Consider the following 14,439-nt stretch of genomic DNA (forward strand, 5'->3'; position numbering starts at 1 on the left):
CGAGCCTAGGCCGCCTGTTGCAGCACCAGGGCGTCGAGCGCCTGAACCAGGTCGGCCAGGATGTCGTCCTGATGCTCCAGACCGACCGACAGGCGGATCAGGCCGTCGGTGATGCCGGCGACGACACGGGCGTCGGGCGTCATGGCGGCGTGGGTCATGGTGGCGGGGTGGGCGATCAGGCTTTCGACGCCGCCCAGCGACTCGGCCAGGGTGAAGATGTTGAGGGCCTCTATCAGGTCGCGCACGGCGTCCGTGCCGCCGTTCAGCTCGAAGCTGAGCATGGCGCCCGGCCCCGACTGCTGGCGCGCGGCCAGGGCATGGCCGGGGTGGGACTTCAGGCCGGGATAGTGGACGGCCTTGACCGCCGGATGCTGTTCCAGGGCGGCGGCGACCAGGCCGGCGGTGGCCTGCTGGCGCTCGATGCGGGTGAACAGGGTCCGCAGGCCGCGCAGGGTCTGATAGGCGTCGAAGGGCGAGCCGGTGACGCCCAGGCAGTTGGCCCACCAGGCCAGTTCGGCGTGATCGGCCGGATCAGCCGCGATCACGGCGCCGCCGACCACGTCGGAGTGGCCGTTGATGTATTTGGTGGTCGAGTGGACCACGATGTCGGCGCCCAGTTCCAGCGGGCGCTGCAGGGCGGGCGACAGGAAGGTGTTGTCGGCCACCACCTTGGCCCCGACGGCATGGGCGCGACGACAGACGTCGGCCACGTCCACGACGCGCAGCAGGGGGTTGGACGGGGTCTCGATCAGCACCAGCTTGCAGCCGTCGGCCAGCGCGGCGTCGAGCGCCTCGCCGTCGTTCTGATCGATGAAGGCGACGCGGAAGTGGCCCTTCTTGGCGCGCGCCGTCAGCAGACGGTGGGTGCCGCCATAGCAGTCGTGCGGGGCGATCAGCAGTTCGCCGGGGTTCAGCAGGCTCAGCGGCAGGTCGACCGCAGCCATGCCGGTGGCGGTGATGACGGCGCCGGCGCCGCCTTCCAGCTCGGCCAGGGTCTCGGCCAGGACGTCGCGGGTCGGGTTGCCCGAGCGCGAATAGTCGTACTTCCGCTTCTGGTCGAAGCCGGCGAAGGAATAGTTGGACGACAGATAGAGCGGCGGCATGACTGCGCCGTGGGCCGTGTCCGTATCGACGCCCGAACGGGCGGCGATGGTGCGGGGATCGGCGGGGCGGGCGGCGCGGCTCATTGGTCGATGTCCTTCAGAACGGAAGTCAGGATGTCGGCGACCAGGGCGTCTTCCTTGAGGAAGGCGTCGTGGCCGTAGAGGGAGGGGTGCTGTTCGAAGCGCCAGAGGTTGGGCAGGCGCGCGGCCAGCTCCTTCATGTCGTCGATGGGGCAGAGGCGGTCGGTGGTGAAGCCGACCAGGGTGACGGGGGCGGTGATGGCCTCGGGCTCGACCCGGTGGCGGTCGATGGAGTCCGACAGGGTCAGCCAGCGCGACGGCGTGGTGCGGTCGCGATAGGCTCGGCCCCGCGACGTCAGGTAGTCGCAGACGGGATAGGCCTGACCGGCGTGGCTGGGGGCCTCGGAATCGAAGCGCTCGCCGAACTCGTCGGGGGTGCGATAGGTGGTCATGGCCAGCTCGCGCGCCAGGCCCACGGCCTGATCCACGCGGCCGGTCTCCAGGCCCAGTTGCAGGATGCGGCGCTGGATGCCGCGCCAGGCGGTGGCCAGGGGGTGAGGGCGGTGGGCGGCGGACACCACCACCAGCTGCTCGGCCCAGTCCGGGAAGAGTTCGCCGAACGCCAGGGCGATCATGCCGCCGTAGGAACAGCCGACGAAGGCCGCGACCTTGTCCACGCCCAGGTGGTCCAGCAGCAAGGCCAGCAGCCGCGCCTGATCCTGGGTGGTGATGGTCAGCGGGGTCTTGGCGTCCTTGACGCCTTCACCGAATTCCGGTGCAAAATCAAAGGCTAGAACGCGGAAGCGGGTCAGGTCGATGGGGGCGCGGACGCCCACGGCGCCCGACCACCAGCCCAGGCCCTTGGTCTCGGTGCGGTGGACGTAGCGGTCGGCCGAGATGCCGCCAGCGACGACGATCAGGGGGGCCCCGGCCTTGCCGTGCAGGCGGCCGACGATCTGCTTTTGGTTCAGGGTTCCGCCGAAATCCAGCGGGAAGCCGTCGGGGATGGGGACGAAGACGTCATGGGCCCCGTCGCGCGACAGCAGCTCGGACGGACGGCGCGCAGACGCAGGCCGACAGGCTGGCTCTTCGGCGGGGGCGATGGGGTCGATCAGGGCCAGGGTCATGGGTCTCGGTCACTCAGCAAAACGGCTCGCCAAGGAACCCATGCAGTGACAGACCGTGGAGCTTCGCCTCGTCGATGCTCCACCCATCTCTCGCGGTCTTCAGGTCGCCCTGAAAACCCCGCAGGAGTTGGCACCGTTTCGGGCGGAACCCGATGGTTGCCCCGGCGTCAAAGGGCCTAATCCCTCAGCCGGTCTTGATGAGTGACCTTACGTTGCGGTTGCGAAGGGCGCCGGTCAAGCGGAAAATTTCACCTCATTTCGGGCTCACGGCGTAATTCGTCGGTGAAATCACGCCTATTTGGTGGGTTCGAGAAAAATTTGTTCTTTTCGGGGTTGACGCGGTGCGGGGTCGTGGAACACCCTTAGGTCAGATTTTCAATCGGACGCCGCCTGTGCTCGACCAGTTCGCCAGCATGATGATGACCCTGATCGCCGCCTCGGCGACGGGCCTCTTCGCGTCCATGATTACCACCACCGGTACCACCATCATGCCCTCACGGGCGGGGACCGGATGATGCGCGCCGCCTAGGCGAGAAACGCAAAAACCGATCACCCGCCCGGGACCCCCGGGCGGGTTTTTTATTGCCCCGAACAGACCTCGAACTTCTCCCCAGACCCCGCCTTCAGGAACAAGCCGATGCCCGCCTCTCTCGCTCTCGTCGCCGACAAACAGAAACCTCAGGCGGCGCCCGACGCCGAAGTCGTGGTGCTGAAATTCGGCTCCTCCGTCCTGCGCAACGCCGCCGAAGCCCCCGCCGTGGCCTCGGAAATCTACGGCCACGTCCGCGCCGGGCGTAAGGTGGTGGCGGTGGTCTCGGCCCTGTCGGGTCATACCGACCGGCTGCTGGCCGACGCCCGGTCGCTGGGCCTGGACCATGAGAACGAACTGCTGCCCGCCTATGTGGTGCTGGGCGAGGAGAAGGCGGCGGCCCTGGTCGCCATCGCCTGCGACCGGGTGGGACTGGACGCGGTGGGGCTGTCGGTTCGGGAACTGGGCATCGTGGTCGAGGGGCCGGCGCAGCACGCCCGCCCCGTCAGTCTGAAGGGCGACCGCCTGGCCCAGGCTCTAGCCGAGCATGAGGTGGTGGTGGTGCCGGGCTTCGGCGGGGTGCGTCCCAATGGCCGGGTGGCCCTGCTGGGCCGGGGCGGATCGGACCTGACGGCGGTGGTTCTGGCGGCCGAACTGGGTCTGGACCGGGTGCGTCTGGTCAAGGACGTGGACGGCCTCTACGACCGCGATCCGGCTTCGGAAACGGGTACGCCGCTGCGCTATCGCCGCGCCAGCTGGGAGACGGCGCGCCTTCTGGGCGGGGCCCTGGTCCAGCACGACGCCATCGACCTGGGCGAGGCGCGCGGCGTGGAGATCGAGGTGGCCGCCCTGGGCCGCGCCGAGGGCACGGTGGTCGGCGAGCGCGGGGCCCCTCCCGGCCCGGTTCAGCCGGAAGCGCCGCTGCGCGTCGCCCTGGCCGGATGCGGCGTGGTCGGCGGCGGCCTGCTGAACCGTCTGCTGCCCGACGGGCGCTATGAGGTGGTCAGCGTCCTGGTTCGCAATCCGGGCAAGAAGCGCGATGTGGATGCACCCGCCGATCTGTTCACCAATGACATCGACGCCTGGCTCGCCAAGAAGCCGGATCTGGTGCTGGAGGCCCTGTCCGAAGGCGAGGTCGGCCACGCCCTGATCCGTCGCGCGCTGGAGGCCGGCTGCGACGTGGTCAGCGCCAACAAGCAGGCGGTGTCGCGCGATCCCGGCGGCCTGCAGGCCCTGGCTGCGGCCAACGGCGCCCGCGTGGCCTGGTCGGCCTCGGTCGGCGGCGGCTCGCCGATGATAGAGACCCTGCGCGCCGCCCGCGCCGCTGGTCCCGTCGCCGGCTTCGAGGCGGTGTTGAACGGCACGGTCAACTTCATGCTGCAACGCCTGGGCGAGGGGGCGGCCTTTGCCGACGCCCTGTCCGACGCCCGCGTGGCGGGCTTCGCTGAGGAAGACCCGTCCTCGGACCTGGAGGGCCACGACGCCGCCGCCAAGGTCAAGCTGCTGTGCTTCGAGGCCTTTGGCCGCGCCCCCGCCGACCTGCCGCGCGACGAACTGTCGGCCGAGACGCCGCTGGGCGACAAGCCGGTGCGCCAGATCGGCGCCTGTCATGACCGCGACGGCGAACTGGACGCCTCGGTCCGGCTTGACGGCGATCTGAAAGACGCGCTGTTTCAGTCGTTGAAGGGAGAGCGCAACGCCTTGAAGGTCTATGGTCAGGACGGTCGCGTCTGGACGTGCAAGGGGCGCGGCGCCGGGCGCTGGGCCACGACCGAGAGCGTGCTGGCCGACGTGGCCGACGTGGTGCGCGCCCGTCGCGCGGCGGCGGAGCTGGTCTGAACATGGCTGTCTTCACGCCCGTCACGCCGGATCAGGCCGCTGACTATCTCATGCGTTACCCCCTGGGCGATCTGGTCGCGCTGACGCCGATCGCCGAGGGGGTAGAGAACACCAACTACAGGCTGGAAACGACGTCCGGCGCCTATGTCCTGACCCTGTTCGAAGGACGGACGGACGCGGCCTCTCTGCCCTTCTGCCTGGGGCTGACGCGGCATCTGGCGGTGCGGGGCTTTCCGACGCCCTCGCCGGTGGCGGACCGTCAGGGGGAGCTGATCGGCCACCTGAACGGCCGCGCCGCCGCCATCCTGAACTGGGCGCCCGGCGCCTGGAAGCGCCAGCCGTCGGACAAGGAACAGTATCGCGCGGGGCAGGTGCTGGCCCTGCTGCACCTGGATGCCGCCGACTATGCGGTCGAGCGGAAAAACCCGGTCGGACCGGAGGCCTGGGCGGCCCTGGCTGCCCGCTGCGAGCCCGCCGCCAAGGGCGTCGACCGCAAGATGCTGGACCAGATCAAGGCCCTGCTGCCGCATCTGGCTGAACCGTGGAGCGATCCCGCCCTGCCGCGCGGTCCCATCCACGCCGACTACTTCCCCGACAACGTCCTGTTCGCCACCAATGAACACGGCCAGTGCGACGTCGGCGGGGTGATCGACTTCTATTTCGGCTGCAATGACGTGTTGGCCTATGACCTGGCCATCGCCCTCAGCGCCTGGGGTTTCGACGCCGAGGGCCGCCCCATGCACTCGGCCCTGCGCGCCTTCCAGAAGGGATACGAGTCGGTGCGTCCCCTGACGCCCGCCGAGGCTGAAGCCCTGCCGGGGCTGGGGGCCGCGGCGGCGGTGCGCTTCACCCTGACCCGCCTGCACGACCGCCTGTTCCACGACCCCGCCAACCTGGTCACGCCCAAGGACCCGGCGCCCTTCTTCCGGCGCCTGGACTACTGGAAGGCGGCGGAGGTGGTGTGAGGGGGAGGCGGCTTCTCGCGACTGGGCGAGGGGCCGTTTTCGATCCGTAGTGGATGTTGGTGTGCGCTTTCGCTTTCGTCATCCTCCGGCGAGCGCAGCGAGACCGGGGGATCCAGCGGCGCGCGAGAGCGCGAACCTGTCGCGCAGACGATGGTCGAACATCTCTCGTGAACAGATCGCCTTCGGCACCGCTGGTTCCCCCGGTCTGCGCCGCCAAGAGGCGGCTTGCCGGAGGGTGACGAAAGGGAAAAACGCCGCTCTAGGGATTTCCGCTTTCGACCCATTGCGGACATTGACTCTGCGAAAGCTCCGATTGAGTTGTTGCCAGCCTAGCCTCGGAAGAAGTCAACGGTGCATTGTGAAAATGACTCATATTCTCGAGAAAACTCAAATGCTCCACCGTCATCTCCGTCGGCAACCATCGCCACTCTGCGGTCAAGTTTGCCAGATGCATTCGAAACATTGATCTCAAAACAAATCTGGCCACCAAAACTGAAATCACGTCTTCCGAATTTCCAGTTTTGTCGTTTGATTACATCGACCGCCGCAGGAGCATAATGGCTGGCCAACGCGTCGCTGATACGTTGTTCTGTTTGTTTATGCGACCAAGCGTCGAGTGCTAGGAAGAGGATCACCAGAGCGGTCACCACCATCAAAACGGTGATCGCAACGCCTTTTACTAAGACGCCGACTACCCGCCACAAGCTCGATGTCTGAGGAACTACCATGGCAGCCTAATAGCACACCGGCCCTAACGTCCGCTCACCACCCTTAGCCGACGTTCCGCAGGTCCGCTTTCGGCGCTTGCGGTTCCCCATGCAACGATCCCGCCGCGCATGCCTTTGAAGGAGAGGGCAGGCGAGGAGGCTGAGGATGGCGGCGCGCGCGGAGGCATGGCCTGAACTGACGGCGGCGCGGCTGTGGCCGACGATGGAGACGCTGCAGTTGTGGGCGCAGATCGTCGGCAAGGTGCGGCTGTCGCAGACGCCCTGGCTGAACCACGGCTGGCACGTGACGCTGCGGGTCTCGGCGCGGGGGCTGGCGACGGGTTTGATTCCGCACGGCGCGTTCGGGTTTTCGATGGAGTTCGACTTCATCGCCGGGGCCTTGGTCATCCGCGTCAGCGACGGGGGCGAGCGCCGGATCGTGTTGAAGTCCGGGACCGTCGCCGACTTCTACGCCGAGGTTCAGGAGGCCCTGACGGCCCTGGGCGTGGCCTGTCACATCGACCTGACGCCTGACGAAATGGCCGAGACGACGCCCTTTCCGCTGGACGAGCGGTTCCGCGTCTATGACCCCGGCGTGGCGCGCGACTATTGGCGGGCGCTGGTGCAGGTGAACCGGGTGTTCGGCCTGTTCCGCACCGGGTTCCTGGGCAAGTGCAGCCCCATTCAACTGTTCTGGGGCGCCTTTGATCTGGCGGTGACGCGGTTCTCGGGGCGGCGGGCGCCCTTGCATCCGGGGGGCGTGCCGAACTTGCCCGACGCGGTGACGCGCGAGGCCTATTCGCACGAGGTGTCCAGCGCGGGCTTCTGGCCCGGCGATCCGGGGCGCGAGCCGGCCTTCTACGCCTATGCCTACCCCGCGCCGAAGGGGTTCGAGGCGGCCCCGGTGTCGCCGGTGGCGGCCCATTGGGACGCGGGGCTGGGCGAGTTCATCCTGCCCTATGCGGCGGTGCGGGCCGAGGACGAGCCAGACGCCGCCTTGTGCGCCTTTCTGGAGACCACCTATGAGGCCGCCGCCGATCTGGCGGCCTGGGATCGCGCCGCGCTGGAGTGTCCGCGCGGGACGCCGCGGCGCCCGCGCTGGGTGGGTTAGGCTCTAGCCCGCAAAGCCCTTCACCGCCGCCAGGGCGGCTTCGGCCGTGTTGTCGATGATGGTCAGACGCTCGGGCTGGTCGCCCAGGGCGCGAATGACGGGGGCGGGTTCCGGCTCGAAGCCCAGGACGTCGGAGACAAAGGCGCCGAACTTGGAAGGGTGGGCGGTCGACAGGGCGACGACGGGGCCGTTGGCGCGGTCCAGCCGCCGCGCGGCGGCCAGGGCCACGGCGGTGTGCGGGCAGACGACGCGGCCCCAGGCGGCGTGGGCGTGGGCGATCTCGGCCTTGGTCGTCGCCTCGTCGATGGAGACGGCGGCGACTTCGGCTTTCAGCGCGGCCAGCAGGTCGGGCGACAGGGTGACGGAGCCGTCGCGGGCGAAGGTTTCGAACACCGCGCGCGTGGCGTCAGCGTCGCGGCCGGAGGCCTCATAGACCAGGCGTTCGAAGTTGGACGGGGCCTGGACGTCCATCGACACGCTGCCGCTCTCGACAGCGGGGCGGCGGGCATAGACGCCCTCGTTGATGGCGCGGGCCAGGGCGTCGTTCTGATTGACGGCGGCGACGAAGCCCTTGACCGGCAGGCCCATCTTCTTGGCGGCGATGCCGGCGAAGGCGTCGCCGAAATTGCCGGTGGGGACGACGAAGGTCGCGGCCTGACCCAGCTGGGCCGTGGCCGAGACATAGTAGGGGATCTGGCCCGCCAGTCGGCCCCAGTTGATCGAGTTGACCGACGACAGGCGACGTCCGTCGCGCAGGGATTCCTCGGCCAGCAGGCCCTTCACCAGACGCTGGCAGTCGTCGAAGTCGCCGCGCACGGCCAGGTTCAGGACGTTGTCGGCTTGCACCGTCGTCATCTGCTTGCGCTGCACCGGAGAGACCCGGTCCAACGGGTGCAGCACGATCAGGTTGATGCGCTCGGTGCCGGCGAAGGCGCGCACGGCGGCGGCGCCCGTGTCGCCGCTGGTGGCGGTCAGCAGGGTCAGCTTCTGGCCGGTCGCAGCCAGGGCCTCGTCCGACAGGGCGGCGACCAGTTGCATCGCCAGATCCTTGAAGGCGGCGGTCGGGCCGTGGAACAGTTCCAGCACGAACAGGCCCGGCTCCAGTTCGACCAGGGGCGTCACCGCCGGATGGTCGAAGCCCTGGGTCAGGCGCTCCAGCGCGCGGTCGAGCGCGCCCGCCGGCAGGGCCTCGCCGATGAAGGGCGAAATCGCCTCCTTCGCCATCTCGGCATAGGTCCGGCCGGGGCGCGCCGCGTCGACGGGCAGACTGGGCCAGGTCTGCGGCATGTAGAGGCCGCCGTCGGGGGCGATCCCGCGCAGCAGGGCGTCGGCGAAATTGGTCGGGGCGGCGTCGCCGCGCGTCGAAAGATAGCGATCAGGGGAGGTGCTCATGACGGGTCGTTTCTAGCCGTCGTTTGGTGCTTCGTCATGATTATTTTGCGCCTGAGAAGGGTTTTTCGCGATTTGATGGAGAGTATTTTCGTTTTCTGGCATCCGTCTCCTCTGCACCATCCACGGGCTCGACCGAGGATCGCGCCATCCGTCTGTGTGAGGCAGGAAAGGTCGAGCGCGCCGCACCACTCGATCCTCGGGTCGAGCCCGAAGACGACGGCGAGGGAGAGGAGGGCGCGCCGGAAGGGCTGGCGCATCGCCGCCGTCCGGTCCATGTCAGGGGCGATGAGACGCCGTTCCTTTCTGATCCGCGCGGGCGCCGCCGCGGCTGCTGTCGGCGGTGGCCTGTGGCTGAAGGATCATGTGGTCTGGCGTCGGCCGAGCCTGCGTTTTCCCGAGGGCGGGACCAGCGGGTGGACGCCCTTTGTCGTCAAGAACGCCGCCACGCCGACCGTGCAGGTGCGGATCGCCGGGCGCGAAGTCACGGCCCTGATCGACAGCGGCGCCCAGTATTCGGTGATCGACCGGGCGCTGGTCGAGGCCCTGGGCCTGACCACCTTTTTCGACATGCCGATGGTGGCCTATGGCGTGGGCGGTCAGCCCCAGGTCGGACGCGGGGTCACGCTGGACGTGACCGTCGGATCGCTGGTGGTCGAAGGGTTGCGCGCGGCCATTCTCGACCTGGGGCCTCTGGCTCAGGCGGCGGGTCTGGGCGCGCCCCTGGTGCTGGGGCAGGACCTTCTGGGCGAGGCGGTGCTCGACCTCGACATGAAACGTCGTCGCGCGCGCCTGGTCGATCCGGCGGACCACGTGGTTTCACCGGCCTTGCGGCCCGTGGCGGTCAAGCGCAGCGGCACGGCCCTGACCGCCGAGGTCACGGTCGAGGGGGCGGTGATGCGGGCGGTGGTCGACACCGGCTTCTCATCCCTGATCGCCCTCAGCCAGGGCGCGGCCGAGGCGGCGGGCCTGCTGGACGGGCGCGCCGAGACCGCCGGGTCCAGCATCGTTCTGGGCGGCGTCGCGCGGGCGCGGGTGATCGAGGCGCGGACAGTGACCTTTGGCGACGACCTGTGGCGCGGGGTGGCGACGCCGGTTTTCGCGGATTCGCCCCTGCCCAACTATCCCGACGCCCTGCTGGGCGTGGCGGCGTTCGAGGATCGCGAGGTGGCGCTAGACCTGGGGCGAGGACGGCTGCACGTCGCGCCCATGATGGACCTGACCATCGGCTAGGATGTGTATTTTTTACAATTGACGCCTTTGCCGTAGGGGGAGAAGGGCGTTAACGGCTCGAATCATGTTCGATGTTTCCACAGGCGGGCGCGTCACGCCGCCTCAGCGCATGGATAGCCTGGATCTGCTGCGGGGGTTCGCCCTGTGCGGCATCCTGTTGGTCAACATCATCTCCATGGGCGGCATCTGGGAAGCCTATGTGCCGCAGACGGCGCCCAGTCTCGGCAATCCTGACTGGATGGCCTGGCTGGTGCAGCATGTCTTTCTGCAGGGCTCGATGCGCGGACTGTTCACCCTGTTGTTCGGGGCGGGGATGCTGCTGATCACCCTGCGCGGCGACGGCGGCAAGGGCACGATCGAGGCGGCGGACGTCTATTTCCGGCGCTGCATGACCTTGCTGGTGCTGGGGATCGGCAATGTGACGATCCTGCTGTTTCCGGGCGACATTCTCTACGTCTATGGCCTGTCCGGCTTCTTCCTGTTCGCCTTCCGGGCGGCGCGGCCGCGCACCCTGATCCTGGTGTCGGTGCTGCTGATCGCCTTGCTGACGGGGATCCAGGGAGCCAGCGCCTACAAGCGGGCGATGGAGACTCGCGAGGGGCGGGCGGTGGCCGAGAGCCATCTCTCTGTCGATCGTCTGAACTCGAAGCAGCGCGAATCGCTGGACGCCTACCAGGCGGCGGTCGCCGCGCGCCAGCCGTCGCCGGAAGCCCGCCTGGAGCAGGCTCAGCTTCGCACCGGCGGACCGCTGGGCTTGCTGAAGTGGAGCGTCCACACCTGGATCGACTACGCGGCCTCCAGCTACACCATCATCCTGGTCATGGAATGCGTGGCCTTCATGCTGCTGGGCATGGCCCTGTTCAAGCTGGGGGTGCTGAGCGGAACGCAGTCGCTGCGCTTCTATCTGCTGCTGATGGCGGCGGGCTATGCGGTGGGGCTGACCATCAACGGCGCCCAGGCGGCGTCCCTGTGGCGCAACGACTTCTCGCCGGAGTTGTGGCTGACGCGCGGCAGCTATGAACTGGGGCGTCTGGGCATGACCCTGGGCCATGTGGGCCTGATCCTGACCCTGTGGAAGCTGCGCGCCCTCGGCTTTATCGGCACGGGGCTAAAGGCCATGGGGCGGATGGCGCTGAGCAATTACCTGGCCCAGTCGGCCATCACCTCGCTGTTGTTCTACGGCCTGCACCTGTGGGGGCGGTTCGACTGGTGGACCCTGTGGGGCATCGCGGTCGTCATCTGGGTGGTGCTGGCGATCGGCAGCCTGATCTGGCTGCGCGCCTTCGCCTTCGGGCCGATGGAGTGGGCGCTGCGGCTGATCGCCTATGGCAAGGTTCCGCCGCTGCGCCGTGCCCCGCCGGTCACAGCCCCCTGAAGGTGTCGCACGAGGCCGGATCGCCGGTCTGATAGCCGCGCTGCAACCATTCGACCCGCTGGGCCGAGGAGCCGTGGGTGAAGCTTTCGGGCGAGACGCGACCGCCGCCGCGACGTTGCAGGGTGTCGTCGCCGATGGCCTGGGCGGTCTTCATGCCTTCTTCCAGATCGCCGGGCTCCAGGGCCACCTGACCGCCGGACACGGCGGCGGCGTTGCGCGCCCAGACGCCGGCGTAGCAGTCGGCTTGAAGCTCCAGGGCGACGGAATACTTGTTGCCCTCGGCCTGCGAGCGCGCGGCCTGCTGGGCGCGCTGCACCTGCTCGCTGGCGCCGGTCAAGGTCTGGACGTGGTGGCCGAACTCGTGGGCGATGACATAGGCCTTGGCGAAGTCGGCGCCCGAGGCCCCCAGCTTGGTCTCCATCTCGCGCCAGAAGCCGAGGTCGAGGTAAACCTTCTGATCGGCGGGGCAGTAGAAAGGCCCCATGGCCGATTGGCCCATGCCGCAGCCCGTCTGGGTGCCTTGTTCGTACAGCACGGTGGTCGGCGGGGTGTATCCGCGCAGCTTGGTCTTCCACACATCGTTGATGTTGGAGCCGATGACCTCGACGAACTGGCCCGCCTGATCGTCGGGGGAGCCGACCTCGCCGGTCTGCTGACCCTGGCTTGCGGCGCCGAACTGGCTGGCGACCTGCTGGGTGGTGTTGGGGTCGATGCCGAAGACGAAATAGCCGATGGCCGCCAGCACCAGAACGCCGATGCCGCCGCCCGCCACGGCGCCGCCGCCCATGCCGCGCCGGTCTTCAATGCCGCCGCCGCGCCGTCCGCCCTGCCAACGCATGATGTCGTCTCCGCCCTGAAATCTCGCCCAAGCTAGGCGAAAACGCAGGGAGCAGGGAAGGGATGCAATTGTAACGGGGGGTCAGTTCGGCCGACGGTCCAGCCAGGCGTCGATCTCGGTGACGCCGCGCGTCATCTCCTCGCGGCGGGCGTCCTGCGCCGCGCGCGCCTGGCGTTCCTGTTCCAGCGTGCGCGGGGCATAGGCGGTTGGCGGAGGCAGGGGCGGCGTCGGCTGACGCGCGACCTGAAGCTGCTGGATCGTCAGCTGGGTCTGCAATCGCTGCTGCTGGGCCAGGGCGTCGCGCTCGGCGGCCTGATTGCGCAGGCGGTCCATCTCGAGGCGGTGCTGATCGGCGATGGCCGAGCCGGGATCGTATCCGGGCGGCGGCGGTCCCGGCCATCCGGGCCAGGTCTGGGCGGTCGCCGCCAAGGGCATGGCGGCCAGCAGCACGGTCATGAGGATCAGGCGGCGCATGAAGCGAACATGGGCGCCCGAAGGCCCCGCGCCAAGCGTGGCCCTAGATGGCGAAACTGACGCCGCAGCCGCAAGAGGACGAGGCGTTCGGGTTGCGCACCACGAACTGCGCTCCCGCCAGTTCATCGACGAAGGCGATCTCGGACCCCTTGAGGAAGGGGATGGAGACGGGGTCGATCACCGCCGCCTGACCGTCGCGGCGGACGACCAGGTCATCGGCCTCGGGCGCGTCGACCAGTTCGAGCCGGTACTGGAAGCCCGAGCAGCCGCCGCCGTCGACGGCGACGCGCAGCATGACGGGCCTGCCCTCGATCTCGGCCAGCCTGGCCAGACGTTTCGCCGCGCTCTCGGCCAGAAGGATGCCTTCCGGGGCGCGGGGGGAAACCGAAAGCGACAGGTCGCGGGCTGATTCTGTGGATTGGACGGTGCTCACGCCTCTCTATATGAGGAGCTGACAGGCGTTCGCAAAGGCCTGTGCTGCAATAGAAGTGCTGTCCGCCTTGAGCCAGACCCGCGCGTCCTTCGCCGAAGACCCCGCCGCCAGCCGCGGCCGCCACGTCTTTGAGCCCGCCAGCCGCACCCGAACCCCCTTCGCTCGCGACCGCGACCGCATCATTCACGCCACGGCGTTTCGTCGTCTGAAGGAGAAGACCCAGGTCTTCGTGGCGCACGAGGGCGACCACTATCGCACCCGTCTGACCCACAGTCTGGAAGTGGCCCAGATCGCCCGGTCCCTGGCCCACGCCCTGCGGCTGGACGACGATCTGGCCGAGACCATCGCCCTGGCCCATGACCTGGGTCACCCGCCCTTCGCCCACGCGGGCGAGGACGAGCTTCAGGCCCAGATGGCCGACTACGGCGGCTTTGATCACAACGTCCAGAGCTTCCGAGTCATTACCGAGCTGGAAGTCCGCTATCCGAAATTCCTTGGCCTGAACCTGAGCTGGGAGACGGTCGAGGGCGTCATCAAGCACAATGGCCCGGTCCTGCATCATCTGGACGACCCGGCCTGGAAGGCGGTCGCGGCCTATGCGCCGGGCGGGGCGGCGAACTGGGACCTGCGCCTCGACACCTTCGCCTCGCTGGAGGCCCAGTGCGCGGCCATCGCCGACGACATCGCCTATAACAACCACGACGTGGACGACGGGGTGCAGGCGGGCCTGTTCACCCTGGCCGACCTGGTCGAGGTGCCGCTGATCGGGCCCTGCCTGGCCGAGGTGCGCCGCGACTGGCCTGCGCTGGACGACCGCATGGTGCGTCTGGAGGCCGTGCGCCGCATGATCGGCATCATGGTCGATGACGTCCTGGCCGAGACCGAGCGACGTCTGGCCGCGCACCGCATCGTCACCGTGGAGGACGTGCGCCTGGCCCCGCAGATGATGGTGCAGTTCTCGCCGCAGATGATGGCGGACCTGGGCGTGCTGCGCCGCTTCCTGTTCGAGCGGATGTATCGCCACTATCGGGTCAACCGCACCCGCAGTCAGGCCCGCCGCGTCCTGTCGCAGCTGTTCCACCTGTTCATGGAAGAGCCCGAGGTCATGCCGCCCGAATGGTCGGCCCCGGCCCTGTCGGAGGACCCGGTCAAGCGGGCGCGGGCGGTGTGCGACTATATCGCCGGCATGACCGACCGCTACGCCATCGAGGTGCACGGCAAGCTGTTCAGTCTCGACCTGGCGCTTGATCTGTGATTCGAAAGCGGCCACGGGCGGGCTAGACTGATACTTCCCG

Annotated in this window: 14 protein-coding genes and 1 riboswitch; of the genes, 7 read left to right on the forward strand and 7 right to left on the reverse strand. The window is 68.5% G+C overall.

The features are described 5' to 3' along the window. Positions 1–5 precede the first annotated feature (5 nt). Together metB and metX are read right to left on the reverse strand one after the other, a co-directional pair. A complete protein-coding gene (gene metB / locus ACR9FL_RS03105; protein WP_436357108.1) occupies positions 6–1,187 on the reverse strand; it encodes a cystathionine gamma-synthase in 1,182 nt (393 codons plus the stop codon). Further along, the gene (gene metX, locus ACR9FL_RS03110) at positions 1,184–2,251 is read right to left on the reverse strand and encodes a homoserine O-succinyltransferase MetX (RefSeq protein ID WP_436357109.1); all 1,068 of its coding nucleotides are present in this window, start codon (positions 2,249–2,251) and stop codon (positions 1,184–1,186) included. The genes metB and metX overlap by 4 nt, the downstream gene beginning before the upstream one ends. A gap of 80 nt (positions 2,252–2,331) precedes the next feature. Further along, positions 2,332–2,455: riboswitch (SAM riboswitch) on the reverse strand. 188 nt (positions 2,456–2,643) lie between these two features. On the opposite strand from metX, the gene ACR9FL_RS03115 reads away from it, so the two are divergent. The 3 genes from ACR9FL_RS03115 (at position 2,644) to ACR9FL_RS03125 (ending at position 5,584) form a co-directional block, all read left to right on the forward strand. Beyond that, a complete protein-coding gene (locus ACR9FL_RS03115) occupies positions 2,644–2,766 on the forward strand; it encodes a hypothetical protein (RefSeq protein WP_436357111.1) in 123 nt (40 codons plus the stop codon). 122 nt (positions 2,767–2,888) lie between these two features. Then, positions 2,889–4,619 carry an amino acid kinase family protein gene (locus ACR9FL_RS03120; RefSeq protein WP_436357112.1) on the forward strand — a complete coding sequence of 577 codons (1,731 nt, stop codon included), beginning with the start codon at positions 2,889–2,891 and terminating at the stop codon, positions 4,617–4,619. Between the two features lie 2 nt (positions 4,620–4,621). Then, a complete protein-coding gene (locus ACR9FL_RS03125) occupies positions 4,622–5,584 on the forward strand; it encodes a homoserine kinase (RefSeq protein WP_436357114.1) in 963 nt (320 codons plus the stop codon). A gap of 329 nt (positions 5,585–5,913) precedes the next feature. Here ACR9FL_RS03125 and ACR9FL_RS03130 read toward each other — a convergent pair whose 3' ends face one another. After that, positions 5,914–6,312, reverse strand: a complete 399-nt coding sequence (locus tag ACR9FL_RS03130; protein ID WP_436357115.1) for a hypothetical protein — start codon at positions 6,310–6,312, stop codon at positions 5,914–5,916. Between the two features lie 145 nt (positions 6,313–6,457). On the opposite strand from ACR9FL_RS03130, the gene ACR9FL_RS03135 reads away from it, so the two are divergent. Then, complete coding sequence (locus ACR9FL_RS03135; RefSeq protein WP_436357117.1) at positions 6,458–7,402, forward strand: DUF5996 family protein; 945 nt, start codon at positions 6,458–6,460, stop codon at positions 7,400–7,402. Between the two features lie 3 nt (positions 7,403–7,405). On the opposite strand, the gene thrC is transcribed toward ACR9FL_RS03135, so the two are convergent. Then, positions 7,406–8,794, reverse strand: a complete 1,389-nt coding sequence (gene thrC / locus ACR9FL_RS03140) for a threonine synthase (RefSeq protein ID WP_436357119.1) — start codon at positions 8,792–8,794, stop codon at positions 7,406–7,408. Positions 8,795–9,079: 285 nt separating this feature from the next. Here thrC and ACR9FL_RS03145 point away from each other — a divergent pair, with 285 nt between their 5' ends. Both ACR9FL_RS03145 and ACR9FL_RS03150 read left to right on the forward strand, forming a co-directional pair. Then, a complete protein-coding gene (locus ACR9FL_RS03145) occupies positions 9,080–10,024 on the forward strand; it encodes an aspartyl protease family protein (RefSeq protein WP_436357120.1) in 945 nt (314 codons plus the stop codon). A gap of 64 nt (positions 10,025–10,088) precedes the next feature. Then, entirely contained in the window at positions 10,089–11,399 is a 1,311-nt protein-coding gene (locus ACR9FL_RS03150) for a DUF418 domain-containing protein (RefSeq protein WP_296175078.1), read from the forward strand. Here the strand turns inward: ACR9FL_RS03150 and ypfJ are convergent. The 3 genes from ypfJ to ACR9FL_RS03165 form a co-directional block, all read right to left on the reverse strand. Continuing rightward, the gene (ypfJ, locus tag ACR9FL_RS03155; RefSeq protein ID WP_436357121.1) at positions 11,386–12,237 is read right to left on the reverse strand and encodes a KPN_02809 family neutral zinc metallopeptidase; all 852 of its coding nucleotides are present in this window, start codon (positions 12,235–12,237) and stop codon (positions 11,386–11,388) included. The genes ACR9FL_RS03150 and ypfJ overlap by 14 nt on opposite strands. 81 nt (positions 12,238–12,318) lie before the next feature. Beyond that, on the reverse strand, positions 12,319–12,711 hold the full coding sequence (locus tag ACR9FL_RS03160) for a hypothetical protein (protein WP_436357122.1): 393 nt from the start codon (positions 12,709–12,711) through the stop codon (positions 12,319–12,321). A gap of 43 nt (positions 12,712–12,754) precedes the next feature. Then, on the reverse strand, positions 12,755–13,108 hold the full coding sequence (locus ACR9FL_RS03165; protein ID WP_296175118.1) for a HesB/IscA family protein: 354 nt from the start codon (positions 13,106–13,108) through the stop codon (positions 12,755–12,757). A 103-nt stretch (positions 13,109–13,211) separates the two neighbouring features. Here ACR9FL_RS03165 and ACR9FL_RS03170 point away from each other — a divergent pair, with 103 nt between their 5' ends. Continuing rightward, a complete protein-coding gene (locus ACR9FL_RS03170) occupies positions 13,212–14,399 on the forward strand; it encodes a deoxyguanosinetriphosphate triphosphohydrolase (protein ID WP_436357123.1) in 1,188 nt (395 codons plus the stop codon). Positions 14,400–14,439 lie beyond the last annotated feature (40 nt).

Origin of the sequence: Brevundimonas sp. CEF1 (genome assembly GCF_051353055.1) — a bacterium.
Classification (GTDB): domain Bacteria; phylum Pseudomonadota; class Alphaproteobacteria; order Caulobacterales; family Caulobacteraceae; genus Brevundimonas.

Excerpts from the sequence above, each read along its gene's own strand:
- metB (WP_436357108.1), bottom strand. The coding sequence starts at position 1,187 with ATGAGCCGCGCCGCCCGCCCCGCCGATCCCCGCACCATCGCCGCCCGT.
- metX (WP_436357109.1), bottom strand. The coding sequence starts at position 2,251 with ATGACCCTGGCCCTGATCGACCCCATCGCCCCCGCCGAAGAGCCAGCC.
- ACR9FL_RS03120 (WP_436357112.1), top strand. The coding sequence starts at position 2,889 with ATGCCCGCCTCTCTCGCTCTCGTCGCCGACAAACAGAAACCTCAGGCG.
- ACR9FL_RS03125 (WP_436357114.1), top strand. The coding sequence starts at position 4,622 with ATGGCTGTCTTCACGCCCGTCACGCCGGATCAGGCCGCTGACTATCTC.
- ACR9FL_RS03130 (WP_436357115.1), bottom strand. The coding sequence starts at position 6,312 with ATGGTAGTTCCTCAGACATCGAGCTTGTGGCGGGTAGTCGGCGTCTTA.
- ACR9FL_RS03135 (WP_436357117.1), top strand. The coding sequence starts at position 6,458 with ATGGCGGCGCGCGCGGAGGCATGGCCTGAACTGACGGCGGCGCGGCTG.
- thrC (WP_436357119.1), bottom strand. The coding sequence starts at position 8,794 with ATGAGCACCTCCCCTGATCGCTATCTTTCGACGCGCGGCGACGCCGCC.
- ACR9FL_RS03145 (WP_436357120.1), top strand. The coding sequence starts at position 9,080 with ATGAGACGCCGTTCCTTTCTGATCCGCGCGGGCGCCGCCGCGGCTGCT.
- ACR9FL_RS03150 (WP_296175078.1), top strand. The coding sequence starts at position 10,089 with ATGTTCGATGTTTCCACAGGCGGGCGCGTCACGCCGCCTCAGCGCATG.
- ypfJ (WP_436357121.1), bottom strand. The coding sequence starts at position 12,237 with ATGCGTTGGCAGGGCGGACGGCGCGGCGGCGGCATTGAAGACCGGCGC.
- ACR9FL_RS03160 (WP_436357122.1), bottom strand. The coding sequence starts at position 12,711 with ATGCGCCGCCTGATCCTCATGACCGTGCTGCTGGCCGCCATGCCCTTG.